At 76.3% G+C, this 24,163-nt stretch carries 25 protein-coding genes; 13 read left to right on the forward strand and 12 right to left on the reverse strand.

From position 1 onward, the window contains the following. Window positions 1-32: 32 nt before the first annotated feature. Together MT994_RS01530 and MT994_RS01535 are read left to right on the forward strand one after the other, a co-directional pair. The gene (locus tag MT994_RS01530; protein ID WP_354804804.1) at window positions 33-611 is read left to right on the forward strand and encodes an O-acetyl-ADP-ribose deacetylase; all 579 of its coding nucleotides are present in this window, start codon (window positions 33-35) and stop codon (window positions 609-611) included. Window positions 612-704: 93 nt separating this feature from the next. Further along, complete coding sequence (locus tag MT994_RS01535; protein ID WP_021482897.1) at window positions 705-923, forward strand: PspC domain-containing protein; 219 nt, start codon at window positions 705-707, stop codon at window positions 921-923. A gap of 74 nt (window positions 924-997) precedes the next feature. Here MT994_RS01535 and MT994_RS01540 read toward each other — a convergent pair whose 3' ends face one another. After that, window positions 998-1,978, reverse strand: a complete 981-nt coding sequence (locus MT994_RS01540; protein ID WP_354804805.1) for a hypothetical protein — start codon at window positions 1,976-1,978, stop codon at window positions 998-1,000. 600 nt (window positions 1,979-2,578) lie between these two features. Here MT994_RS01540 and MT994_RS01545 point away from each other — a divergent pair. Beyond that, complete coding sequence (locus tag MT994_RS01545; RefSeq protein WP_354804807.1) at window positions 2,579-4,840, forward strand: hypothetical protein; 2,262 nt, start codon at window positions 2,579-2,581, stop codon at window positions 4,838-4,840. Between the two features lie 136 nt (window positions 4,841-4,976). Here the strand turns inward: MT994_RS01545 and MT994_RS01550 are convergent, their stop codons facing one another. The 3 genes from MT994_RS01550 to MT994_RS01560 form a co-directional block, all read right to left on the reverse strand. Beyond that, the gene (locus tag MT994_RS01550) at window positions 4,977-5,657 is read right to left on the reverse strand and encodes a hypothetical protein (RefSeq protein WP_354804809.1); all 681 of its coding nucleotides are present in this window, start codon (window positions 5,655-5,657) and stop codon (window positions 4,977-4,979) included. 71 nt (window positions 5,658-5,728) lie between these two features. After that, window positions 5,729-7,447: a tetratricopeptide repeat protein gene (locus MT994_RS01555; RefSeq protein WP_354804810.1), complete on the reverse strand. Its 1,719-nt coding sequence runs from the start codon at window positions 7,445-7,447 to the stop codon at window positions 5,729-5,731. Between the two features lie 19 nt (window positions 7,448-7,466). After that, on the reverse strand, window positions 7,467-8,888 hold the full coding sequence (locus tag MT994_RS01560) for an ATP-binding protein (protein ID WP_354804811.1): 1,422 nt from the start codon (window positions 8,886-8,888) through the stop codon (window positions 7,467-7,469). Window positions 8,889-9,048: 160 nt separating this feature from the next. Here MT994_RS01560 and MT994_RS01565 point away from each other — a divergent pair, with 160 nt between their 5' ends. From MT994_RS01565 to MT994_RS01580, 4 genes are all read left to right on the forward strand, one after another. Next, entirely contained in the window at window positions 9,049-9,501 is a 453-nt protein-coding gene (locus tag MT994_RS01565) for a hypothetical protein (protein ID WP_354804812.1), read from the forward strand. Continuing rightward, a complete protein-coding gene (locus MT994_RS01570; protein ID WP_354804813.1) occupies window positions 9,498-9,854 on the forward strand; it encodes a transcriptional regulator in 357 nt (118 codons plus the stop codon). The genes MT994_RS01565 and MT994_RS01570 overlap by 4 nt, the downstream gene beginning before the upstream one ends. Before the next feature lie 86 nt (window positions 9,855-9,940). After that, entirely contained in the window at window positions 9,941-10,579 is a 639-nt protein-coding gene (locus MT994_RS01575) for a DNA-3-methyladenine glycosylase I (protein ID WP_354804815.1), read from the forward strand. A 57-nt stretch (window positions 10,580-10,636) separates the two neighbouring features. Continuing rightward, the gene (locus MT994_RS01580; protein WP_354804816.1) at window positions 10,637-12,079 is read left to right on the forward strand and encodes an L-serine ammonia-lyase; all 1,443 of its coding nucleotides are present in this window, start codon (window positions 10,637-10,639) and stop codon (window positions 12,077-12,079) included. 126 nt (window positions 12,080-12,205) lie between these two features. Here the strand turns inward: MT994_RS01580 and MT994_RS01585 are convergent, their stop codons facing one another. Together MT994_RS01585 and MT994_RS01590 are read right to left on the reverse strand one after the other, a co-directional pair. Continuing rightward, window positions 12,206-12,748, reverse strand: a complete 543-nt coding sequence (locus tag MT994_RS01585; protein ID WP_354804818.1) for a DapH/DapD/GlmU-related protein — start codon at window positions 12,746-12,748, stop codon at window positions 12,206-12,208. 20 nt (window positions 12,749-12,768) lie between these two features. After that, the gene (locus tag MT994_RS01590; RefSeq protein WP_354804820.1) at window positions 12,769-14,073 is read right to left on the reverse strand and encodes a glycosyltransferase; all 1,305 of its coding nucleotides are present in this window, start codon (window positions 14,071-14,073) and stop codon (window positions 12,769-12,771) included. 152 nt (window positions 14,074-14,225) lie between these two features. Between MT994_RS01590 and MT994_RS01595 the strand changes: the two genes are divergently transcribed. From MT994_RS01595 to MT994_RS01610, 4 genes are all read left to right on the forward strand, one after another. Then, entirely contained in the window at window positions 14,226-14,876 is a 651-nt protein-coding gene (locus MT994_RS01595) for a helix-turn-helix domain-containing protein (protein WP_244985556.1), read from the forward strand. Between the two features lie 39 nt (window positions 14,877-14,915). Next, a complete protein-coding gene (locus MT994_RS01600) occupies window positions 14,916-15,515 on the forward strand; it encodes a sulfite oxidase-like oxidoreductase (protein WP_354804821.1) in 600 nt (199 codons plus the stop codon). Further along, window positions 15,508-16,368, forward strand: coding sequence for a ferredoxin reductase (locus tag MT994_RS01605; RefSeq protein WP_194521471.1), 861 nt, complete (start codon window positions 15,508-15,510; stop codon window positions 16,366-16,368). The genes MT994_RS01600 and MT994_RS01605 overlap by 8 nt, the downstream gene beginning before the upstream one ends. A 115-nt stretch (window positions 16,369-16,483) precedes the next feature. Beyond that, window positions 16,484-17,815, forward strand: a complete 1,332-nt coding sequence (locus MT994_RS01610) for a serpin family protein (protein ID WP_354804823.1) — start codon at window positions 16,484-16,486, stop codon at window positions 17,813-17,815. Here MT994_RS01610 and MT994_RS01615 read toward each other — a convergent pair. Together MT994_RS01615 and MT994_RS01620 are read right to left on the reverse strand one after the other, a co-directional pair. After that, a complete protein-coding gene (locus tag MT994_RS01615) occupies window positions 17,796-18,374 on the reverse strand; it encodes a pyridoxamine 5'-phosphate oxidase family protein (RefSeq protein WP_354804825.1) in 579 nt (192 codons plus the stop codon). The two genes, MT994_RS01610 and MT994_RS01615, sit on opposite strands and share 20 nt — an antisense overlap. Window positions 18,375-18,468: 94 nt before the next feature. After that, entirely contained in the window at window positions 18,469-18,927 is a 459-nt protein-coding gene (locus MT994_RS01620; RefSeq protein WP_340697866.1) for a hypothetical protein, read from the reverse strand. A gap of 139 nt (window positions 18,928-19,066) precedes the next feature. Between MT994_RS01620 and MT994_RS01625 the strand changes: the two genes are divergently transcribed. Further along, window positions 19,067-20,137, forward strand: coding sequence for a phosphatase domain-containing protein (locus MT994_RS01625; protein WP_354804827.1), 1,071 nt, complete (start codon window positions 19,067-19,069; stop codon window positions 20,135-20,137). Between the two features lie 88 nt (window positions 20,138-20,225). On the opposite strand, the gene MT994_RS01630 is transcribed toward MT994_RS01625, so the two are convergent. Both MT994_RS01630 and MT994_RS01635 read right to left on the reverse strand, forming a co-directional pair. Next, entirely contained in the window at window positions 20,226-21,431 is a 1,206-nt protein-coding gene (locus MT994_RS01630) for a putative sulfate exporter family transporter (protein ID WP_194521475.1), read from the reverse strand. After that, window positions 21,431-21,595 (reverse strand): hypothetical protein, encoded by a 165-nt coding sequence (locus tag MT994_RS01635; RefSeq protein WP_021483057.1) that lies wholly within the window; start codon window positions 21,593-21,595, stop codon window positions 21,431-21,433. Before MT994_RS01635 ends, MT994_RS01630 begins: the two co-directional genes overlap by 1 nt. 293 nt (window positions 21,596-21,888) lie before the next feature. Between MT994_RS01635 and MT994_RS01640 the strand changes: the two genes are divergently transcribed. Further along, entirely contained in the window at window positions 21,889-22,746 is an 858-nt protein-coding gene (locus tag MT994_RS01640) for a hypothetical protein (protein WP_354804829.1), read from the forward strand. A 13-nt stretch (window positions 22,747-22,759) separates the two neighbouring features. Here the strand turns inward: MT994_RS01640 and MT994_RS01645 are convergent, their stop codons facing one another. Both MT994_RS01645 and MT994_RS01650 read right to left on the reverse strand, forming a co-directional pair. Further along, on the reverse strand, window positions 22,760-23,704 hold the full coding sequence (locus tag MT994_RS01645) for an aldo/keto reductase (protein ID WP_354804830.1): 945 nt from the start codon (window positions 23,702-23,704) through the stop codon (window positions 22,760-22,762). A 33-nt stretch (window positions 23,705-23,737) separates the two neighbouring features. After that, window positions 23,738-24,154, reverse strand: coding sequence for a MerR family transcriptional regulator (locus MT994_RS01650; protein WP_354804831.1), 417 nt, complete (start codon window positions 24,152-24,154; stop codon window positions 23,738-23,740). Window positions 24,155-24,163: the final 9 nt, after the last annotated feature.

Consider the following 24,163-nt stretch of genomic DNA (forward strand, 5'->3'; position numbering starts at 1 on the left):
CGAGCGACCCCGTCCCCGGGCACGATGGAGCGATGGACCTCGACGCACGCCTCGCCGACATCACGACGCTCGACGTCGACGCGATCGTCAACGCCGCGAACTCGTCCCTGCTGGGCGGCGGCGGGGTGGACGGCGCGATCCACGCCGCGGCCGGGCCGCGGCTCCTGGAGGAGTGCCGTCGGCTCCGGCGCACGACCCTCCCCGACGGCCTGCCCGTGGGCGACGCCGTCGCCACCGACGCCTACGACCTCCCCGCCCGCTGGGTCGTGCACACCGTCGGGCCGAACCGCTACCGCGGCGAGACGGACCCCGCGCTCCTCGCGTCGTGCTTCGCCCGCTCGCTCGACGTCGCGGACGACCTCGGCGCCACGACCGTCGCCTTCCCCGCGATCAGCGCGGGCGCGTACGGCTGGGACGTCGAGGAGGTCGCCCGCGTGGCGGTGGACGCCGTCCGCGGCTGGTCCGCACCCGACCTCTTCGACGAGCCCGCCGACCCGGCGGCAGCCCGGGACCGGGACGGGTCGCGCCGCGGGCCGGGCGTCGCCGCCGTCACGTTCGCCCTCGCGACGCCGCGGGCGCTCGCGGCGTTCCAGGCCGCCCTCGCCCGCTGAGCCCCGACCCTCGGGGTCGCCGCCCCGAGGATCAGGGTCGGGTCGGGGGACCTCCGGATACCGGGGCGCCCGGGACGCTCGTACCGTCGAGGCATGAGCACCTCAGACGCCTCCACCGCCGCGTACCGCCCGACGCTGTCCCGCCCGCGCCACGGCCGGATGATCGCCGGCGTGTGCGCCGGGATCGCCCGCCGGTTCGGCTGGGACCCGACCGTCGTCCGCATCGTCGCCGCGGTCTCGATCCTGCTCCCCGGCCCCCAGGTCATCGCGTACCTGGTCCTGTGGGCCCTCATGCCGAACGACCGCGACTGACCACGGTCCACGCGCCGGTCGGGCAAAGCCCCTGGCGGTCGTTCGACCGACTCGTCCCGGCGGGCCGGGACGCCTCAGTCGAGCTCGACGACGACGGCGCCGGACGGGTCACGCAGCACGGTGCCCTCGACCCTCACGGTGACCTCCAGCGGGCCCTGCGGCCATCGAGCACTCACCGTGTACGGGGCGGACGCGCGCACCTCCTCGCCAGCCACGAGGGAGAGCGGCTCCGCCTGGACCCAGACGGCGGACGCCACGTCCACCCCTGCGTACCCGCGGAAGATCCCGTCCGCGACGCTCTGCGGGCAGTCGTCGCCCGTGAGCCCGGCGGCGGTGCACGAGGCGAGCAGCTCGTCGATGCGCGCCTCGGCCTCGGTGGCCACCTCGGCGCGGAGCACCGGGTCGACGTGCAGCATCTGCGAGCGCAGCTCCGCTCCCGGAGGAGGCTGGATCGCGTCCGGGTCCACGGGGAACTCCACCGTGAACGGCTCGCTGTCGCCGCCGTCGGGATCGATCGTCGTGAGGTCCTGCGGCCCGGCGAGCTCGAGGTCGTAGATCCCGGGAAGCAGCCGCAGGGGCCCCGACGTCGCGAGGTCGAACGCGCCCGACCCCTCGACCACGATCTCCACCGGGACGCCCGGATGGACGACCGGGAGCCCGTGGTCGGACCAGAGCGCGACCCTCGGCTCCCCTCCGACGGTCTCCGTGCTGACCACGAGGGTGCGCGTCTCCTCCTCGCCGTCGAGCCGGTACTCGACGTCCACCGAGGACTCCGGGCCCGACCCGGTCACGGAGGTGACACGGGCCTCGACGGGGCGCACCGCCTCGGCGTAGACCGCGTCGTCGAGCGCGACCGGGCTGACCACCGACGGATCGCTCAGCAGCTCGCCCGCGCCCGTGGCGTCGCCGTCGACGAGGCGGTCGAAGAAGGTCGTGACCACCTGCTCCGCAGCCCTCTCCTCGGAGCTCTGGAACGAGCACCCCGCCACCGCCAGCGGGACGACCGCGGTCGTGAGGCCGGCGGCCCACCGCGCCGCGCGTGACGACGCCCTCACCGGATCACCGCCCCTGCTCGCGGACGGCTCCGGAGCCGTCGACGGTGGTCCCGGGCTCGGCGTCGGTCTTCCACGCCCTTCCCCGGAGGGACGACACGCCGGTCGGCGCACTGCACTCCATGCTGTTCCTCTTCCCCTTCTGCCCTACCCTCGTTCCGCCCCGGTCCCAGCACCGTCCGGAGCGTCACCGTCGAGCCCCGCTGGTCGGGCGCGTCGTCGAGCACCGCCCTACCTTCGCCGATGAGCGCCGAGATCGCCTCATGAGCGGCGCGGCTCCCGCTCCGGACGGCAGCGCTCGGGCTCGTCTCCGGCGCCCCGGACGGGCGGCCGTTGCTCCGAGCGACGGACTCGCGCACGGAGTACCTGATACTTCGGACCCGTGACCGAATCGTGACGGCGAAAGTACCTAGTACTCGCTGTCCGTGGTGTCCGGGGCGTTGCTAGCGTCGCTGGGGATCTACCTGCTACTCCACGTCCCGCCAACGGTGGCGGGCGCACCGGCGCACTCCCGCGCCGAACAGACCGGTACCCGCCTCTCCCGCAGCTCTCCCCTCGTGCCGACCGCCCCGCGACGACGCCGGGCGTGAGGAAGGACGACAGATGACGCAGCACGCTCTCCGACCGTCACGCACGCACACGGTCCTCACCTCCGTCGCGCTCGCCGTGCTCGCCCTCGCGGTCGCCGGCCTGGTCGCGTTCCTCCTCGTGTACAACGGCAAGGTCGCCGACGGCGCGACCCGCCTCGACGACGGCGCGGCCGAGCTCGACGCGGGCGCCGCGACCCTCGCCGACGGCACGACCGAGGCCCAGGCCGGCGCGCAGCGTCTCGCCGCCGGCGCGGACGACCTCGAGGCCGGCGCGGGCGACCTCTCCGCCGGGGCGCGGAAGGCGTCCGACGGCGCCACCCAGCTCGCCACGGGCGGCGCCACCGCGCTGGACGGCGCGACCGAGCTCGCCGCCGGGGCGGACGAGCTCAACGCCGGGGCGGCACGCCTCGCCGCCGGGGCGGGCGACGCCGCGAGCGGCGCGGCCCGGCTCGCCGCGGGCAGCAAGGACCTCGACTCCGGGGCGGCACGCCTCGCCGCGGGCAACGCCCGGGCGGCCGACGGCGCGTCCCAGATCGCGGCGGGTGCGGGCACCCTCAAGGACGGTGCGGCCGAGCTCTTCGCCGGGAACGCGACGGCCGCGCAGGGTGCCGGGCTGCTCGCCGAGGGCACCTCGGCGCTCGCCAGCGGCGCGTCCGACCTCGCCGACGGCACGGCACGGCTCGCCGTCGGGGCGAGCACCGTCGCGGACGGCGCGTCGACGGTCACCACGGGACTCACCGGCGCCGCGTCCGGCGCGCGCGATCTCGCGACCGGGGCGAGCAGCGTCTCGGCGGGCGCGTCGACCCTGCGCGACGGCGTCGCCGCCACCGCCCGGGGCGCGGGCTCGCTCGCACCGGGCGCGGCGACGGTCGCGGCGGGCGCCGAGCAGCTGTCCGCCGGAGCGAGCTCGTTGCAGGCCGGCACGGCGCTCCTGGCGCCGGGCGCGCAGCAGGTCGCGGCGGCGTCCGCCCAGCTCCGGGACGGCGCGACCGGACTCGCGGCGGGTCTGTCCACGGCTCGCGACGGCGCCGTCCGCCTGGCCGACGGGACGCGTTCCGTGGCCGAGGGCGCCGACCGGGTCCACGCGGGAGCGGACTCCCTCGCCGCACAGCTCCAGGGCCTGGCCGCGGCGACCGACGACCCGGCCCTCAAGGCGAGGCTCGACGCGCTCGCGGGTGCGGCGGGCTCGGTGCGCGACGGTGCGGCGAGGGTCGACGCCGGCGCAGGAGGGCTCGTCGCCGGCGCGTCCGCCCTGCGCGACGGGCTCGCGGGCGACTCCGGCGCCGCGGCGGGAGCGGCCCGGCTCGAGGCGGGTCTTCGGGACCTCAGCACCGGAGCCGCACGGGTGTCCACCGGCGCCCAGGAGGCGGACGCGGGCGCGACGCGGCTCGCGGAGGGCGCGGCCGGGCTCGCCACCGGCGCCGCCGCGGTCTCCGGCGGGGCACAGAGCCTCGCCGCCGGGACGGCGCAGCTCTCCGGAGGGGCCGACGCTCTCGCTGCTGGCGCGAGCACGGTCTCGGCCGGCAACGCCTCGCTCGCCGGGGCGACCCGCGCCCTCGCCGACGGCGCCGCGAAGGTGTCGGGCGGCGCGACGACCTTGGCCGCCGGGAACGCGGCGTCGGCAGACGGCGCCGCCCGTCTCGCCGCCGGGAACACCGACGCGGCCGACGCCTCGGCAGCGCTCGCCGAGGGCACGGCTCGCCTGGCCGACGGCGCCTCGCGGGTCGCTGGCGGCAACGCCCAGCTCGCCACCAAGACCTCCGAGCTCGCCGCAGGCGCGTCGGAGCTCGCGTCCGGCGCCGCCGACCTCAAGGCCGGGACGGCGAGGGCCGCGACCGGCGCGAGCGACCTCTCCGCCGGCACGGTGCGGCTGCGCACGGGCGCGGGCGACCTGTTCGGCGGGACCACGCGGCTGGAGGACGGGACGCTGCGCCTGCAGAACGGGCTCACGACCCTCTCGACGGGCGCGACGACCCTCGCGGCGGGCAACGCGGCGCTGGCCGAGGGTTCCGCGACGCTGCACGCCGGCACGACGACGCTCGCCGACGGCGCGTCCGACCTGCACGACGGCAGCACCCGCATCGCCGACGGCGCGGCCACGCTCGCGGACGGCACGGGCACCCTCTCCGACGGCACGACGGAGCTCAAGGACAGCGTCGAGAACAGCCCCGTCGGACGGGTGTCGCTCGGCATGTCGGCGCTGGTCGGCGGGTCCGTGCTCGCGGGCGTCGCGGGCGTCGGGCTCGGGCTGCGCCGTCGGCTCGCGGCGGTCTGACGGACCGACGCGCACGGCCGGGCGGCGTCCTCGCCGCCCGGCCCTCGGCTCGGGGGCGGCCTCACGTCGACGGTGCCGCCCTCGCGGGCGGCGGTCCCGGTGGACAGGACTCCGGGGTCGCCGCCCTTTTCTCTCGCTACCGGGCTGCGGGCCCGCCGCCACGGCGCGCGGCCGCGTAGCCGCGAGCGCGCAGCGCGTCCTCCCAGCCATACGTGCCGAGGTGGCGCGGCGCGTGACCGGTGGGGTCGAAACGCACCTCGGGGTCGTCGCCGTCGTGCGCGGACCCCGTCTCGGGTCCGTGCAGCTCGACCGCGCCGAACCGGTGCCAGGCGCCGAGCGGGGTCGCCTCGAGCACCTCGAGCACCGGCGTGCCGACGACCCGCGCCGCGTCGCGGTCCGGCCGCAGGGCGAGCACGCGGGGACCGTGCGGCGACCGCAGCGGCATGAGCGTCGACAGCCAGCCGCGCAGCAGCGCGCGGCGCGGCACGAGGAGGAAGCGCGTGAGCCGCCCCCTCCCCGAGGAGGCGAACAGGACGTCCTGGGGCACGCCGTCGTCGGTCCAGCGCACGGCGATCCCGACGACGTCCGGGAGCCCGCTCGGGAGGCCTGCCCCGAGGGACACGCGCACCGTGACGGGCGTGCGGCCCTGCGGGACGCTGACCGCGCCCGCCTCGTCCTCCGCGACGACGAGCGTGCCGCGGAGCAGCACGCCGCGCGCGTGCATCGGGCGGCCGCCGCGCAGGCGCGCGACCGTGCCGGTCACGGCCGCGAGCGCCGCGCCGACGGGTCGAGAGAGCGTCTCCACGAGTCCTGCCACGCGGCCACGGTCGCACCGCCCCGGGCCACCCGCACGGCCGCGGGCTCGTCACCCGCCCGGGGTGCCGGGGATCAGGGGGTCTGCTGCCCCGTGGAGCCCGGCGCCTGGAGATCCGAGAGATCCGGGAGGTCCGGCACGTCGAACGTGGGGACGTCGATCGTCGGGACGTCGAGCTCACCCATCCGCTCCTGGAGCTCCTCCTGGCGGACCCGGTTGTTCTCCTGGAGGCACGCGAGGCGCGCGGCGGGGCGCCCGGTGCACTCCTGCACGGCCGAGCCCGGGTCGCGCGGGGCGCGCTCCTCCTGGGCGTAGCGACCGTCGGCGTCGTGCTCGTCGGGGGCGACGGGCAGCGCGGCGAGCGCGGCCGCCTCGGCGAGCAGCAGCAGGACCGTGACGAGGACGAGGACGGCGCCGCCCAGCCCCGCGCGGACCGCGGCGGCCGTGCTCACGGGCGGGCGCTCGTCGGACACCGCGCGCTGCCGGGCCGCGACGCGCCACGCGGCCCACATCCCGACGACGAGCGGCAGCACGTACGCCACCGCGGCGAGGGCCGCCACGGGCCGGGCGTCCTCGCGCGCGACCGCGCCCGGGCCGATGCTCCCGACGACGACCGCGACGATCCCGAGGACGACGGCACGGCGCACGACGGCGCCCCGCAGGCTCGCGCGCAGGGCCGCGATCCGCACGGCTCCCGCCGTCCCGGCCGGCAGGTACCCGAGCTCGCGCGCCTGCGTGAACATCGCCGCGTGCAGCACGGCCGAGGTCACGGTCGTCAGGGCCAGCACCACCCCGAGCCCGACGAGGAACCAGCGGACGGCGACGGCGTCGCGCACGACGTAGAGCAGGGCGAGGCCCGCGAGGACGCCCGCCCACCCGACGGCGATCGCCACGACGGTTCCGTCGCGGAACGGGGTCCGGTGCAGGGTGCGGCGCAGCAGCCCGCGCGGGACCTGGAGCAGGACGGGCAGGACGCGCAACGCGGTCACGCCCGTCCACAGGAGCACGACGACCCCCCAGACCGGCACGCTGCCCACGTGGGCGTCGCTCATCGCGAAGGCGACGACGAGGGCGACCGCCCCGACGAGCAGGACCGGCATCTCGACGAGCCGCAGCACCTGCTGCCACACGCTGAGGTGCAGCAGGTACCCGGCCTCTGCGTGCTCGGGGTTCATGGCGAGGACGCCGCTGTACCCCTGGGCGCTGCGGCTCGCGTCGAGCGCGAGGGCCGCGTCGAGGTAGAGGAGGTCCTCGTGCTCCGGCGCGACGGCGAGCCCCTGCCGCACCAGGGCGCGCGCCCGGTCGTCGTCCCCGAGGCGCGACCACAGCCGGGCCGCCTGCGCGAGCCGGTCCGGGGCCTCGGGGGCGAGCTCGAGCGCCGAGGCGATGCGCTCGCGCGCGAGCCGCCGGTCGGCGCCGCGCACGCGCCCCGAGAGAAGGGCGTCGGCGAGCTGGAGGTGGTAGCGCGCGTCGTCGGGGTCGAGCTCGAGCGCGCGGCGTGCGGCGTCGCGCGCGCCCGGGACGTCACCGGTGTTCTGGCGCGCGACCGACAGCAGGTAGAGCGCGCCGTCGGCCGCGGGCTGGGCGGCGACCACCTGCTCCAGGAGGGGCAGCGCGTCGGCGGAACGCTGGAGGTGCAGCCGCACCCACGCGGCGGCGAGGAGGAGCCGCGGGTCGTCGGGGACGGCCGCGAGCGCCTCGTCGACCTCGTCGAGCGCGCGCTCGGGCCGCCCCATCTGGACGAGCATCTCGACGCGCGCGCCGACGGCGCGCGGGTCGGTGGTCGTGGTCACCGTCGGCTGCCTCACCCTCTCAGAGCATGCGCCGCGCGCGCAGGTACGCGGCGAGCTCGTCGTAGCGGCCGTCGTTGTTCGCGAACGTCACGACGTTGCGCGCGGACTGGAGCCACGCCGTCGTGGACGGCCGCACGTCCGCGAGCGCCGACTCCATGTCGGCCATCGTGACGGGCCGCACCTGGCCGGACGCGATGGAGTCCATCATCGCCTTCTCGGCCGCCGTGGCCGCCAGGTGCTCCAGGTCCGCACCGGAGAATCCCTCGGTGCGCCGCACGACGGCGCCCAGGTCGATCCCGGCGACGGGCCGCCCCGCGAGGTGGTGGCGCAGGATGGCCTCGCGCGCGGGCTCGTCGGGCGGCAGGACGAGCACGACGCGGTCGAACCGTCCCGGGCGCAGGAGCGCGGTGTCGACGTCCCACGGGTGGTTGGTCGCGCCGAGCACGAACAGGCCGTCGTTGTCGGAGCCGATGCCGTCCATCTCCTGGAGGAGCTGGTTGACGACCGTCCGCATGCCCGACGAGCCGGAGTACTGCGCGCGCCTGCCGCCGATCGCGTCGACCTCGTCGAGGAACAGGACGGCCGGCGCGAGCTGCCGCGCCCGCTGGAACAGGGCGTGGAGGTTCTGCTCGCTCTCCCCGATGTACTTGTCGAGGATGTCCGCGAGCGTCACCGTGAGGAACCGCGCGCCGAGCTCGCCCGCGACCGCGCGCGCCATGTACGTCTTGCCGGTGCCGGGCGGCCCGTAGAGCAGCAGGCCGCCGCGCAGCGACTTGCCGAACGCCTGCGCGATGGCCTGGTGGCGCATCGGCTCCAGGAACGCCTCGCGGATGCGCTTCTTCACCGGCTCCAGGCCGCCGACGTCGGCGAGCGTCACCGTCTCGCGCGAGACCTCGAGCAGGCCCGACCCGTCGTCGGGGACGTCGTCGCGCGCGGGCACGAGGAACGGCTGCCCGCCCCCGGGTGCGGGGTCGGCGCCCTCCTGCGCGGGCGTCGGGCCCGGGTCGGCGGGAGCGGGGGCGACGGCCGGTTCCTCGACGAAGGGCGGCGGGACGCGCACGTCGAGCTCGTCCTCCAGCCGGTCCCAGTCGATACCCGACGCCGGGCTCCCCGGCCCGGCGGGAGCGCCCTGCCCGGGGTGGTCGGGCGGCGCCGGGTGGTCGGACGACGCAGGGTCGCCGGACGGCGCGGGGTCGCCCGGCGCGTGCCCGGGCGCGGCGTCCGCCGGTCGCGACGCCGCCGCAGCGGACGCGGCCGCCTCCTGGACGAGCCGCAGCGCCTCGCCGTCGGCGGGGTCGATCCGCAGCCCGGCGCTGGCCTGCTCGAGCGCCTCGACGGGACGCCCCGCGGCGAGCAGGAGGCTCGCGTAGTGCACGCGCAGCGGTGCGCTCGCGGGCGCTGCCGCGACGGCGGCGGCGAGCGCGGCCAGGGCGTCGGACATGGGTGCTCCTCGGGGACGGCGGTCGGGACGACGGCGTCGTGCGGCCCGGGGCGGGGCACGGCCGGGACCAGTGTGCACGGGACCGGTGACGCGCACGATAGGGAGAGGTCCCCATGGAAACCACTTGCCATGATGGCAAGTAGATGCTTCGATGGCATCCATGAGCACCGACGACACGACCTCCCTGGCGCCCCTCGACGCGGCAGCCGCTCTCGACCGTGCCGACCGCCTCGCCGGCGCCACCCGGGCGCGCGGGTGGCGGTGGGTCCGGCTCTACCTGACGGGGTGGGCCGTCGCGAGCATCGGGCTGGTGCTCGCGATCGGGCTCGGCGGCCGGGTCGGCTTCGTCGTCGGCATGGCGGCCTGGGTCGCGATCGTCACCGTCGGCGCCACGTGGGCGGCGCGGCAGGGCGCCCTGGCCGTCGGCACGCGACGCCGGATCGCCGTCGGCGCCGTGTCCTGGGCCGTGGTCTACGGGGCCGTGCTCGTCGCCGGGCTGGTGGTGTGGCCCGGCTCCGTGGCGTACTGGGTGCCCGCGGCGCTCGTGAGCGCCGTCCCGCTGCTCGTCGCGGCGTGGCGGCCCGCCCCGCGGGACGCGGCGGTGACGGCGTGACGACGCGCCGTCCCCCGGCGGGCGACGGCTCCGCCGTCGACCACCACCCGCGCCACACGCTCGACGAGGTGATCCACTCCCCCGTGCGCCTCTCCGTCGTCGCCGCGCTCTCGGGCGTCGAGAAGGCGGACTTCCGGACCCTGCGCGACACCATCGAGCTGTCCGACTCGACCCTGTCGAAGCAGCTCACGGTGCTCGAGGACGCCGGGTACGTCGAGATCAGCAAGGAGCGCGCCGGACGGCGCACGCGCACCTGGGTGCGCCTCACGCCCGCCGGCGCCGCCGCCCTGTGCGCGCACCTCGACGCGCTGCGCGCGATCGCCGAGGTCGCACTGCCCCCGGCCGACGCCTGACCACAGGCGCCTCGGCGCACGCGCCCGGACACTCGCCGTCCACAGGGACCTCGTGGGTGTCGGCGGGGGGCGGCAGAGTGGGGCGCATGACGACCGAGACCGACGCGTCCACCCCGCTCGCCGTGCCCGACGACGCGCCGCCCGCGCCGCGCCCCGGCGCCCGCTGCTTCGGCGACGGCGACCCGCTCTACGAGGAGTACCACGACACCGAGTGGGGGGTGGCGGTGCACGGGGACACCGCGCTGTTCGAGCGCCTGGTCCTCGAGGGCTTCCAGTCCGGGCTGTCCTGGATCACGGTGCTGCGCAAGCGACCGGCCTTCCGCGAGGTGTTCGCGGGGTTCGACCCCGAGGCGGTCGCGGCGTTCGACGAGACCGACGTCGAGCGGCTCCTGACGGACGCCCGCATCATCCGCAACCGCCAGAAGATCACGGCGACGATCGACAACGCGCGGGCGCTCCTCGCGCTGCAGTCCGGCGGCGGCTCGCTCGACGAGCTGGTGTGGTCGTTCGCGCCGCCCGCGCGCTCCGGCCGGCCCGCCACGTGGGGCGACGTCCCGAGCACGAGCCCGGAGTCGGTCGCCCTGTCGAAGGCGCTCAAGAAGCACGGCTTCCGGTTCGTCGGGCCCACGACGGCGTACGCGGCCATGCAGGCGTGCGGCCTGGTGGACGACCACCTCGCGACCTGCCCGGTCGCCCTGAGCCGTCCCGCGCCCACGCGCTCGTGACCGATTCGCTATAGCAAAATCCGCCCGCATCGTGGACGAGGTGCGACCATGGTGGGCATGAGCGCCTACGTCTCGGTCCTCGACCTGTTCTCCGTCGGCGTCGGCCCGTCGAGCTCGCACACCGTCGGGCCGATGCGCGCGGCGAAGGCGTTCGTCACGACCCTGGCCGCGGACGACACGCTCGGCAGCGTCGCCGGCCTGCGGGTCGTGCTGTGCGGCTCGCTCGGCGCGACGGGCGTCGGCCACGGGACCCCGGACGCCGTCGTCGCGGGCCTGCTCGGCCTCGACCCCGAGACGTGCGACCCGGCGCGCGTGCCCGGGTCGTGGGAGAAGCTCGGCGACGGCGCGCCCGTCACGCTCCTGGGCCGCCACCGCATCACCATGACCAGCGACGACGTGCGCCTCGCGCCGCTGACGCGCATGCCCGGCCACCCCAACGGGATGCGCTTCACCGCGCTCGACGCCGACGGCGCGACGGTCGCCGAGGAGGCGTACTACTCCGTCGGCGGCGGGTTCGTCCTCACCGCGGCCGAGCTCGAGGCAGCCGCCGCGAACGAGGCCGCCCAGGTCGGGGCCGAGCTCGCGGGCGAGGCGATCGACCCGCGGACCGAGCCGGTCGGCGTGCCGTTCCCGTTCGCCAACGCGGCCGAACTCCTCGCCGTGTGCGAGCGCGAGCGGACGTCCATCGCCGCGGTCGCCTGGGCCAACGAGACCGCGCTGCGCCCGGCGGCCGACGTCGAGGCGGGCGTCGACCGCATCTGGGACACGATGAGCGCGTGCGTCGACGCCGGGCTGGAGCGCGACGGCGTCCTGCCCGGGCGGCTCAAGGTCCGGCGTCGGGCCCGTGCGCAGCGCGAGCGCCTCGAGCTGGCCGACGAGCGCGGCGCCGACACGACGATCGAGTGGCTCCAGGCCTTCGCGATGGCCGTCAACGAGGAGAACGCCGACGGGCGGCGCGTCGTGACCGCCCCGACGAACGGCGCGGCCGGGATCATCCCGGCCGTCGGGCGGCACTTCCTGCGCACGCACCCGGACGTCGCCGCCGACCCGGCCCGCCGTCGTCGGGCGATGCGCACGTACCTGCTCACCGCCGCCGCCATCGGCGCGCTGTACAAGCGCAACGCGTCCATCTCGGGCGCGGAGGCCGGGTGCCAGGGGGAGGTCGGGTCGGCCTGCTCCATGGCCGCCGGCGCCGTCTGCGCGGTGCTCGGCGGGACGCCCGCCCAGGTCGAGAACGCGGCCGAGATCGCGATGGAGCACAACCTCGGCCTCACGTGCGACCCGGTCGGGGGGCTCGTCCAGGTCCCGTGCATCGAGCGCAACGCCATCGCCGCGTGCACCGCCGTCTCCGCCGCGCGCCTCGCGCTCCAGGGCGACGGCTCGCACGTCGTCTCGCTGGACACCGTCATCGAGACCATGCGCCAGACGGGCGTCGACATGTCGACCAAGTACAAGGAGACCTCGACGGGTGGCCTTGCGGTCAACGTCGTCGAGTGCTGAGCCGGAGCGCAGCGGAGCAAGCACAGGCTCCAGCACGACCGAGGGCACGAGTGCTGAGCCGGAGCGCAGCGGAGCAAGCACAGGCTCCAGCACGACCGAAGGCACACGTGCTGAGCCGGCGGCCCCTCACCAGGTGCGGCGGACGTCCGCCCGCGGCCCGGTCACGAGGCTGCGTGGCGGCACGTCGTCGGTGACGACGGCGCCCGCGGCGACGACGGCGTCGCGACCGATGGTCACGCCGGGCAGGATGGTCGCTCCCGCGCCGATCCACACGTTCTCGTGGACGTCGATCGGGCCGCCGGTGAGCCAGACCTTGCGGTCGTCGGTGTCGACGGGGTGCCCGACGGTGATGAACGTGACCCGCGGTGCGACCAGCACGCGGTCGGCGAGCCGGATGCCGGCGTAGTCGAGGAACGTGCAGTTCTGGTTGACGAAGACCCGCTCGCCGAGGTCGAGGTGCAGACCGTGGTCCGTGAAGAACGGCGGGTAGATCGTCGTGCGCGGGGGCAGCGGTCGCCCGAGGATCTGCTCGAGGAGCCGGGCCTTGCCGTCCTCGTCGTCGAACGGGAGCACGTTGAGCCGCGAGGTGAGCGCGGTCGCCTCCAGCACGCGCTCGGACACGGCGCGGAACTCGGGACCGTGGATGCGCATGAGCAGGTCGCTGGGCATCCCCCGATCCTCCTCCCCCGTCAGCGCGCGGCACGGGGCGCGGCGCGCCGGGCGACGACCTCCTCCACGACCGCGACGACGCCGTCCTCCCCCGGCGCGACGGCGATGCGCTCGCCGACGCGCGCGGCGGCCCGGGCGTACGCGGGGTCGTCGAGCAGGCGGCGCACCGCGCGTCGCACCTGGGCGGGTCGCGGCGTGCTGGTCCGCAGCCGCACGCCCGTCCCGGTCCACGCGACGCGGGCCGCGACCTCCGCCTTGTCCTCCGTCTTCCCGGCGACGACGACGGGCACGCCGTACCGCAGCGCGTGGTGCACGCCCCCGTAGCCGCCGTTCGTCACGAGGACCGACGTGCGCGGGAGCAGCGCGTCGTACGGGAGGTACTCGGCGGCGCGCGCGTTCACGGGCAGCGTGCCGAGAGTCTCGACGGGCCGTCCGCCGGTGGCGGCGACGACGAGCACGTCCTCGTCCGCGAGCGCGTGCAGGGTCGGGACGAGGAGCTGGTGCGGGTCCTCGTTCGCGACGGTGCCCTGCGTGACGTGGACGACGGGGCGGCGGGTGCCGAGGTCGTCCCACCAGGCGGGGAGGTCGCCGTGCGCGGCGACGGGTCGCGGCGGGCCGACGAACCGGACGGGCGTGACGACGTCGGGCCGCGGGTACTCGAGCTCGGGGACGGTGAGCTGCACGACGGCGTCCGCGTCGGCGGGCCAGCCCAGGAAGAACGTGTCGCTCGGGGTGGCGCCGGTCGCGCGCACCATGTCCTGCGCGGCGCGCTGCGGCGCGGCGAACGCGACGCCCTCGACGAAGCGGTGCAGCGCCCGGTTGCGCAGCACCCCGAGCGGCCCGCGCGCGGGCAGCACGCCGAGGCCGAACGGTGCGGTGAGGTCGCTCTTCAGCCCGAGCGGGAAGATGCCCAGCGCGAGCACGGGTGGGCGTCGGTCGGCCGGGGTGGCGACGAGCGCCATCGCGCCGAGGAACAGGGGCTCGACGAGCACGACGTCGGCCGGGCGCGCTGCGAGGGCGTCGACGACGGCGCGGTGCTGCGCGGCGCCCGGCCGGACGAAGATCTCGAGCATGTCGTGCCGGATCGCGTCGAGACCGGTGCGGCCCGCGCGACCCGGGAAGGCGGCCGCGAGGTCGCGGTCGTCGAAGTCGGCGGCGGCGGGCAGCGGCACGTGCTCGGCGCCGGCCGCCTCCACGGCCGCGGCGAAGCGCGAGCCGGTGAGGAACCGGACCTCGTGGCCGTGGGCGACGAGCGCGCGCGTGACCGCGAGCAGCGGGGTGACGTGGGCATGCACGGGGGTGGAGCAGAGCAGGACGGTGGCCATCGGTGTGCCTCTCTCGGGCGGCGCGGGACGCGCCGGTCGGACGGGAAGGCGCGGGACCGGGCCGTCCGCGCGAGGACGCCGAGGGGGGAGGCGGCGTGTGAGAAGATCGGTAACCGTCAGGAGTATTCATCACCCTAGAGGGGTAGTCAATAGTGGTCCCCCGCGCCTACACGTCCGACCTCCGCGCCGAGCAGGCCGCGCGCACCCGCGAGCGCGTCGTGCGCGCGGCGGCCGAGGAGCTCGCCGAGCGCGGCTACGAGCGCACGACCCTCGCGCGCGTCGCCGAGCGGGCGGGCGTGTCCCTCGAGACCGTCAAGGCGCACGGGCCCAAGCGCGCCCTGCTCCTCGCGGCCTTCGAGGTGACGTTCGCAGGCTCCGAGGGCCAGGAGTCGCTCGCCGCCCGGCCCGAGGGCCGCGCCGTCGCCGGGACCACCGACCCCGAGGCCTTCCTCGACGGGCTCGTCGCGCTCGTGGCGGCGGCGAACGAACGCGTCGCGGCCCTGTGGTCGGCGTTCACGTCGGCGGCCCGCTCCGACGAGGCCGTCGCCGCCGAGCTCGCGGCGCTCCTCGACCGCCGTCGCGCGGACCTGCGCGCGAGCGTCGACGTGCTCGCGGACCACGGGTTCCGGCTGCGCGCGCCGCGGGACGAGGCCGCCGAGACCCTGTCCTACCTCCTCGCGCCGGAGGGCTGGACGCACTTCGCGGCCGGTGCGGGCTGGTCGCGCGAGCGGTACCGCGCGTGGCTGCGCGACGCCGTCGTGCGCCTCGTCGCCGCACCGCCGCCGGGCGACGCGGACGCCTGACCCCTGGCGCGGCCTGGCGGGCCGCGCCTACCGTGAGCCATGAGCACCCTCACCCCCGGCTTCCAGGGCCGGCCACGCCCGCAGGGCGTGGCGCTCCCGCCGGGCCAGTACGTCGAGACCGGGTTCCCCGTGCTCTCGGCAGGGCCCACACCGCGCGTCGACACCGCGACCTGGCGCTTCGACGTCACCACCGAGACCGGCGTGACCCGCTCCTGGTCGTGGGCCGACCTCCTGGCGCTCCCCCAGGACGAGCCGACCGTCGACATCCACTGCGTCACCCGCTGGTCGAAGTTCGGCACGTCCTGGCGCGGCGTCTCGCTCGACACGCTCCTCGGCGAGGTCGAGTCCACGGCCGACTTCGCGATGATCGGCTGCTACGGCGGCTACACGACCAACCTCCCGGTCGCCGAGCTGCTCGGCGGCAAGGCGTGGGTCGTGCACACGTTCGACGGCGCTCCGCTGCACCCCGTGCACGGCGGCCCCGCGCGGCTCCTCGTGCCGCACCTGTACTTCTGGAAGTCGGCGAAGTGGGTCAACAGCATCACCCTCATGCCCATGGACCGGCAGGGCTTCTGGGAGCGGCTCGGCTACCACGACCTCGGCGACCCGTGGCGCGAGCAGAGGTACCAGGGTGACTGAGGCGCCCGTCCGCCTCGGCGCGCGGTACGCGACGCCGTCGGGCTGGCAGGTCGCGACGCTCGTCGACGCGTGGGCCGAGAGCCCGTCCGCGCGGACGCTCGTCCTCGAGGTCCCCGCGTGGCCCGGCCACCTCGCCGGCCAGCACGTCGACCTGCGCCTCACCGCGCCCGACGGCTACACCGCCGAGCGCAGCTACTCGATCGGCAGCGCCGCGACGCGCACCCCCTTGCCCGACGACGACCCCTCCCCGGGCAGCCCGCCCGCCGTCCGGCAGGACGGCGCGGTGCCCGACGGCGTCGCCCCCGCCCGCGTCGAGGTCACCGTCCAGCGGGTCCCCGGCGGCGAGGTCTCGACCTACCTCACCGACGTGTTCGCCGTGGGTGACGCGATCGAGCTGCGCGGGCCCGTCGGCGGGTGGTTCGTCTGGTCGCCGGAGCGCGACGCCGGGACGCCCGTGCTGCTCGCGGCGGGCGGCTCGGGCCTCGTCCCGCTCATGGCGATGCTCCGCACCCGGCGCGACGCCGGCGACCGCACGCCGTTCCGGCTCGTGTACTCGGTGCGGCGCCCCGAGGACATGCTGTACGTCGACGACCTCGACCGCCTCGCGGCCGCGCACGACGGGCTCGACGTCCACGTCGTCCACACCCGTTCGACCCCGCTCGGCTCGATGCGCGGGCCCGGCCGCGTCGAGCGGCGCGAGCTCGCCGCGTGGGGCTGGCCGCCCGAGATCGAGCCCGCGTGCTTCGTGTGCGGGCCGACGGGGTTCGTCGAGGCCGTCGCACGGCAGCTCGTGGCGCTCGGCCACGACCCGGCGCGGATCAAGACCGAGCGCTTCGGGCCAGCGGTCGACTGACCGCGGCGGAGCGCGTCAGAGCCGCAGCGGTACCGCTGCGCAAGGATCGCGCTCCCGCCGACACAGTCGGAGAGAGGGCGGCGGGCGCGCCGCCCCCCGACGGCCGGGGGGATCGATGACGACGACGACCGCAGGACCGCACCGGGAGCCGAGCCCGCCGCGGCGCACGCTGACCGCCCTGGCGACGACGGCGGCGCTGGCCGCGCTCACGGCGTGCGCGGGCGGCGTGCCGGCAGGCCCGGACCTGCCGCTCGCCACCGCCGACACCGCGCGGGACGTCGTGCGCGTGACCGACGCCGGCGCGACACCCCGCGTCGTCGACGCGACCGAACGGCTCGGCCTGACGATGCTCGCCGCGGCACCGCGCGACGGGAACGTCGTGGTGTCGCCCGCGAGCGCCGTCGTCGCGCTCTCGATGCTGGCCGAGGGCGCGCGGGGCGACACGGCGCTCACCCTCGACGACGTGCTCGGCGCGTCCGGCCAGGACCGGACGGACGCGGTCAACGCCCTCCTCGCGTCGCTCGACGCCTACGACGGCGACCCGGCGCAGGTCCGGGCGGACGAGCTCCCGGAGAAGCCTCTCGTGCACGTCGCGAACCAGGTCGTGCTCGACGACGAGGCCGAGGTCCACGAGCCCTACCTCGAGTCGCTCGCGGCCGGGTACGGCGCCGGGGTGCTGCACACGGACCTCGGGACGTCGTCGGGCATGGTGCCGCTCAGCGAGTGGGTCCGGTTCCACACCGGCGGGCTGATCGAGGAGAGCGCCATCGAGCCCGACGTCGACCTGCGCCTCGTGCTCCAGAACGCGGTCCTGTTCGCCGCCCGGTGGGAGGCACCGTTCGACGTGGGCGACACGGTGCCCTCGCCCTTCACGCTCGGGGGCGGCGACACGGTGGACGTGGAGTCGCTGCGGCTCACGGAGACGTGGGCGTATGCCCAGGACGACGGGTGGCGCGCGGTCCGGCTGCCGTACGTCGAGGGGTTCCACGCCGACGTCGTGCTTCCGCCCGAGGGAGTCGATCCGGCGTCCGTCGCGCCGGGGCGGCTCGTCGCGCTGCGGGAGACGCTGGACACGGCACCCCGGCTGACGGTCGCGCTCATCCTGCCGACGCTCGACGTCCCCGCCGAGGAACCGCTGGACCTCCGGCCCGCGCTCTCCGCCGCCGGGCTGGGCGGGCTCCTCGACCCGGCCACGCCGCCAGACCTCGGCGGCATCAGCGACGAGGAGCTCTACGTCTCGCAGGCGTGGCAGCAGGCGCTCCTCCAGGTCGACGCCGAGGGCACCGTCGCGGCGGCCGTCACCGAGGTCGGTGTCGGGGCGGTGTCGGCGGAGGCCGTGGCCGAGATCGTCACCTTCCGCGTGGACCGGCCCTACCTCTTCTCGGTGTCCTCCGACGACACCGGCTGGCCGCTCGTCACCGCGGCGATCAGGGACCCGCGGCACTGACGGCGCGGGGGCCCGGGCCGAACCGCCACCGCATCGCCGCGTGCTCGGACGTGCGCTCGTACGCGAACACGACCTCGGGCCGCACGGCGAAGACGAGCGCCGGGTCGCCGTCGTGGAGGAACACGCCGTCCCCGACGTCGAACGCCCAGTCGTCGCCGTACTTGCAGCGCCACCGCTCGGCGAGGCGGTGCAGCGCGGCGGCGTCGGTGACGCGCGCGGCGGTGCCCTCGACGACGACGTCGAGCGCGTCCTCGTAGGCGTTCGTCCCGGTCGTGAGGACGACGCGCGCGTTCTCGGCCAGGTTGCGGGCCTTGCGCTCGTCGGGCCCGGTGGTCACGTGGAGGCGGCCGTCGGCGACGACCGTCATGAGCGGCGTGACGTGCGGGCGCCCGTCGGGGCGCACGGTCGAGATCCACGAGATCTCGGCCCGTTCGAGCGCGCTGCGCACCGTCTCCCACGGGACGGGGCGCGCGCCAGGAGAGCTGAAGCCGGGGACGAGCGTGCCCTGCGGTGCGTCGGGGTCGGCGGGTCGGGCGGCCGGCTGGTCGGCGGTGGTCATGGAGATCCCTCTCGTCGGTCCTGCCCCTGGGACCGACGAGCGCGCCCGGACTCATCGGTCGCGCGGCCTCGGTCCTGCGCCGACCGGCGGGGTGTCACCGCACGTCGTCGGGGCCGGCCTCATGACCGGGGCGGCCCGCCGTGCGCCGGTCCTGCTTCATCCGCGCCTCGAACAGGTGCCGTGCGCCGCCCGCGAGCTCGTCGCGCGCGGCGCGCTCGTGCTCCCGGAACGCCGACCAGTAGCCGTCGTCGTACTCCTCGACGAGCTGGAACGTCCAGCGGCCGGGGACGACGTTGCGGCCCACGAGGTCCGTCTCGATGCGGTCCGCGACCTCGGCGTGCCCTGCGGCGCGCAGCTTCTCGACCGCGTCACCGAGGGCGAGGTCCGCCTCGCCGGTGAGCTGGTGGAACGTGTAGAGGTGCCCGCGCGCGCGTTCCGTCGTCTCGAGCGCCTCGCTCAGGGCACCGAGCGCCTCGACGGTCGCGTCGGTCACGCCGTCGGGCACGGGACGGCCGGGCAGGTCCGCAGGGTTCCGGGAGGTCTCGTCGCTCACGCGGCCACGCTAGGCACGGCCCGCCGGGCCCGCACGCGCTCGCCGGCGACGACCGCCGCCCCGAGCGACACCCCGCGCGCGTGGGCAGGCTGTGACAGGGTTGACCCGCCACCCCCGACCGAGGACAGCGCCGCGAGCCATGCCACAGACCGCACCCGTACCGACCGTCACGAGCGAGCCCACCCCGAGCCAGCGCCCCCACCGGGCCGCGCGGCTCGAGGACCGGTGGCGCGCCGTCGTCTCCCGCTTCCAGAAGGCCCGCGGGTGGCGCCCGCGCGTCGAGCCGTTCGCCGGCTACGGGAGCCCGCGCCGCGTGCGCGTGCTGGGCCGGGTGCTGCTCGCGAGCCCCGCGTTCGACCCGGCGCTGCACGAGCGCGAGTCCGCGGACCGCCGCGGCTGGCGCTACTTCTTCACCGCCCCGGCCCCGCGCGAGGAGGTCCGCGTGCGGGTGGGCGGCACGACGGTCGACCTCGTGTCCGACCGCGGCGGCTACCTCGACCGGGTGATCGACGTCGACCTCGCGCCGGGCTGGCACGACGTCTCGTTCCGCACCTCGGCGGGCGCGACGGCGACCGGCCGGGTGTTCGTCGTGGCCGACGGGCGCCGGCTCGGCGTCGTCTCGGACATCGACGACACCGCGATGGTGACCGCCGTCCCGCGCCCGTTCATCGCGGCGTGGAACACGTTCGTGCGGCACTCGAGCGCCCGCGTGCCGGTGCCGGGCATGGCGGCGCTGTACCGCGGCATCGCGACGTCGCGGCCCGGCACCCCGTTCGTCTACGTGTCGACGGGCGCGTGGAACACCGCCGCCAACCTGCGGCGCTTCCTCCAGCGCCACGGCTTCCCGCCCGGCCCGCTGCTGCTCACCGACTGGGGCCCCACGAACACGGGCTGGTTCCGCAGCGGCCCGGAGCACAAGGACACGTCGCTCGACCGGCTGTTCCGCGAGCTGCCCGACGTCGACTGGCTGCTGATCGGCGACGACGGCCAGCACGACCCCGACATCTACGCGCGCGCCGCGCGGCGCCACCCGGGCCACGTGGCGGCCGTCGCGATCCGCGAGCTGACGCCCGCGCAGCAGGTCCTCGCGCACGGCTCGCCGCTGCCCGCGCCGGGCAGCCTGCCGGGCGACGTCGGGGGCGTCCCGACGGCGCACGGGCCCGACGGGGACGCGCTCACCCGCTCGCTCGCCCGGGTCCTGCGCCGCTGACCGTCCGGCGCCGCTCGGGGCCGCGCACCACGAGGTAGAGGCGCGGTCCGAGGACCACGCCTCTACCTCGCGCGTCAGGACTGGCGTGTCAGACCTCCAGGTTCGCGAACAGCACGCTCGCGAGGGCGAGCCCCACCACGAGGTTGAACACCGTCGCGGACCCGAACACGACGAGCGGCTTCCAGCCCGCCTCGCGCACGGCCGTGACCTTGAACTCCAGGCCGATCGAGACGAACGCGACGATGAAGAACACGGTGCTCAGCGACTTGAGGACCGCGATCTGGTCCGCCGACGCGTCGGCGCCCACGGCGCCGACGTACACCGTGGCGGCGACGGACGCGGCGAGGAAGCCGAGCACGAACTTCGGGAACCGCGTCCACAGCTCGCGCACGCGCGGGGCCGAGGCTCCCGGCGTCCGCTCGACCTTGAACGCGAAGTACGCGGTGAGGGCGACGGCGACGACGCCGATGAGCGCGTTCTGGGTCGCCTTGACGATGGCCGCGACCTGGAGCGCCTCGTCTCCCGCGAGGGCGCCCGCCGCGGTGACGGCCGCCGTCGTGTCGATGTTGCCCCCGATCCAGGCGCCCGCGACGGCCGGGCTGAGGCCGAGCGACTCCGCCAGCGCCGGGAGGACGAAGATCGACGGGAGCGCGAAGAGGATGACGACGCTCGCCGTGTACGCGAGCTGCTCCTTCTTCGCCTGCACCGCACCGGCCGCGCTGATCGCGGCGCTCACCCCGCAGATCGACACCGCGGACGCGAGCAGCGCCCGGAGCCTGTCCTCGATGCCGAGGCGCCCGCCGAGCCACCACGTGAACCCGAACACGAGCGTGATGAGCAGGAACGCCTGGGCGATCGCCGGGCCTGCCGCGGACACGATGAGCGCCAGGTTCACCGTCGCGCCGAGCAGGACGAGCCCGGTCTTGATGAAGAGCTCGGTGCGGAACGCGGCGGAGAGCCGGTCGCGGAGCCCGAGCGCGGTGAGCACGAGGTTGCCGAGCAGGCCGAGCGCGATCGCGTACACCGGGTACTCGACCGCCTTGGCGATGCCCGCCAGCGACGTGCCCGCGAGCCAGTCGGGCACGTGCTGCTCCAGGTAGCGGACCGACCATGCGAGGCCGAGGAGGACGACGACCCCGGCGACGACGTAGCCCGCCCCGGGGTTGCGCCCGTCCTGGACGACGGACTCCTCCAGGCTCGTGCCCGACGTCGGGCCGCGCCCCTCGGGGTCCGTCGCCGGGTCGGTGGTCGGCGTGGTGCTCGTCGCCGCGGAGGGCGGGGTGGAGGCGCTCATCACGGCACCAGCCCTTCGGGGATCAGGCCGAGGAGGCCGAGGGCCACGATCAGGAGGCCGACGCCGGTCGCGAGCCAGTCCTCGGAGAGGTGGACGCGGCGGACGGTCTCGACGGTGACGGGTGGTTCGACGCGCGCGGCGCCGGGGGTCTCGTGCTCGCTCATGGTGGTCCTGTCGCAGGGAGTCGGGGGGTCGGCGGTCCGGGCAGGGGCGACGGACGGCCGCGCGACGACCGCGAGAGCGCGGCCTACCTCGCGACGTGTCGGGGTCCGTCGCCCCGTCGACACAGCGCGCCGGGGCGCGGGGCGCGCTCCGCGGGAGGTCGGGTGCCGGTCATGGCGACATGGTCCTCGGGCCGGGCGGTCGACCGGAAGCGGGTTCTCGCATCTCGGGCGGACGTGACGCAACGTGACGCGTCCGGGGTGCCGTCCCCCGTGCGTGGTGGTTGCCTGGGGACATGACCACGCCCGGAGATCCCTTCCCCACGCCCGACCCCGAGCCCGCGCCGACGCGCCGCACGTGGCCGTGGATCGTCGTCACGGTCGTCGCGGTGCTGGTGATCGCGCTCGTCGTGTGGCTGGTCAACCGCCCGACGGACGACGGCCCCGCCGTCGAGACGCCCGCGCCGTCGACCAGCGCTCCCGCGAGCCCGTCCCCCACCGACGCGGCGTCGCCCACCGACGGCGCCTCGACCCCCGCCGCCGAGGGGTGCCCCGCGACCGGCGACGGCGTCCCCGCCGGGGCGGGCACGCACGAGATCGTCGACGTCGACGGCGACGGCCGCCCGGACACCGCGTGGCTCACCGGCGGCGCGGACCGCACGTTCGGCATCACGACGGCGTCGGGCGCCACGTTCTCCGCACCCGTGGAGTCGGCGAGCCCGCGGCCGGCGAGCGCGATCGTCCAGCTCGTCGCGGCGGGCGACGGGACCGCACCGATCGCGCTCGTGGACACCGGGCGCGAGGTCCTGCTGCTCTCGGCCGCCGACTGCGCCCTGACGCCGACGCAGAACGCGCAGGACGAGCCCTACACGTTCGACAAGGGCTTCACGGGCTTCGGCACGGGCGTCGGCTGCACCGAGGTCGACGGCACGCTGCGCCTCGCGGGCTTGAACGCCGTGCCCGACGACGGCTCCACCTTCACGGTGTCGCGCACCTTCGTCGACCTCGACACGGGCGCGAAGGTCGCGACGAACGGCGAGGAGGAGACGGTCGCGCAGGGCGCCGCCGCCGACGACCCGGTCGTCACGACAGCCCAGGAGACGAGCTGCGGCGACCTCGTGGCCGGCCAGGACGGCCCCGTCGAGCCGCAGTAGCCCCGCCGAGGGGTCAGCGGGCGTCGGCGAAGCGGTCCAGCTGGCTCGGGGACAGCGTGACGTCGCGCGCGGCCATCGCCTCGTCGACCTGCTCGATCCTGCTCGCCCCGACGATGGGCGAGATCCCCTGGCTCATGAGCCAGGCCAGGACGACCTGGTTCGGCGTCGCGCCGGTCTCCCGGGCGACCTCGTCGAGCACGCGGAGCACGCGCTCGGTCCCGGGGTGGGCGTAGCCCGCGGAGAACGGACGGTCCGCGCGGGTGTACCCGCCCATCATCAGGGGCGTGTAGCACCACAGGTCGAGCCCTTCCGTGCGGGCGTGGTCGAGGTCGTCCGGGGCCAGGAGCTTGTGGCCCGCCTCCGGGACCGTCGTGCCCGGGCGGGGCTGCACGAGGGAGTGCCGGAGCTGCAGCGCCGACCACGCGGCCACGCCCTGCCGACGCGCGAGGTCACGCGCCTGCTGCACCCGCCACGACGCGTGGTTGGCCGCGCCGATCCGGGTGGCACGCCCCTCGGCCACCGCCTCCCCGAACGCGGCGACGGTCTCGCCGAGGTCGACCGTGCGGTCCTCCGCGTGCGCCCACAGCAGGTCGACGTGGTCGACGCCGAGGCGCTCGAGGCTCCCGTCGAGCCCGGCCCGGACGGCGGACGCGGAGAGCCCCTCCGCGCTCGCGGGCCACGCGTGCGCGACCAGCGGGTCCTGACGGACCTTGGTCGCGAGCCCGACGGCCGAGCGCGCCCCCGGGTTCGCCCGCAGCCACGCGCCGAGCACGCGCTCGCTGGCGCCACCCAGCCCGCTCGGGTCGGTCCAGAAGGCGTAGCAGTTGGCGGTGTCGAGCCAGTGGCCGCCGGCCTCGACGAAGCGGTCGAGCAGCCGGAACGCGGTGGTCTGCTCCACGCGCGTGCCGTGGTCCATAGTCCCGAGGACGATCTGGGGGGCGTGCTGCTGTGCGGTCATGCCCCGATGCTCGATGCTGGAGCGCGCTCCAGGTCAAGCGGTGCGCGACGGCGGAGCCGGCTCCCCCTCGACGCTCGACCCCGGGGCCTCTCCCGCCTGCTCGCGGTAGTACGCGATCTTCTCGTCGAGCACGCCGAGCGCGAGGTCGATCCGCGCCCTCCGCTCGTTCAGCTCCCGACGATGGCCCTGGAGGAATGCGACGCGGTCCGCGGGGCTCCCCTCACGGCGGAGGAGCGAGGTGAACTCGCGGAGCTCGGAGATCCCCAGCCCGGCGTCCCGGAGGCACGTCACCAGCCCGATCCAGAACAGGTCGTCCCCGTCGTAGGCCCGGTGCCCGCCGGCCGTCCGGGCGATCGGCCCGATGAGCCCCTCCCGCTCGTAGTAGCGGAGCGTGTCGAGGCTGACGCCTGCTCGGGCGGCGGCGGCCTGCGGCGTGAGCGTGTCGGACATGCGGAGCCT

The organism is Cellulosimicrobium sp. MI9406, from assembly GCF_040595865.1.
GTDB classification, from domain to species: domain Bacteria; phylum Actinomycetota; class Actinomycetes; order Actinomycetales; family Cellulomonadaceae; genus Cellulosimicrobium; species Cellulosimicrobium funkei.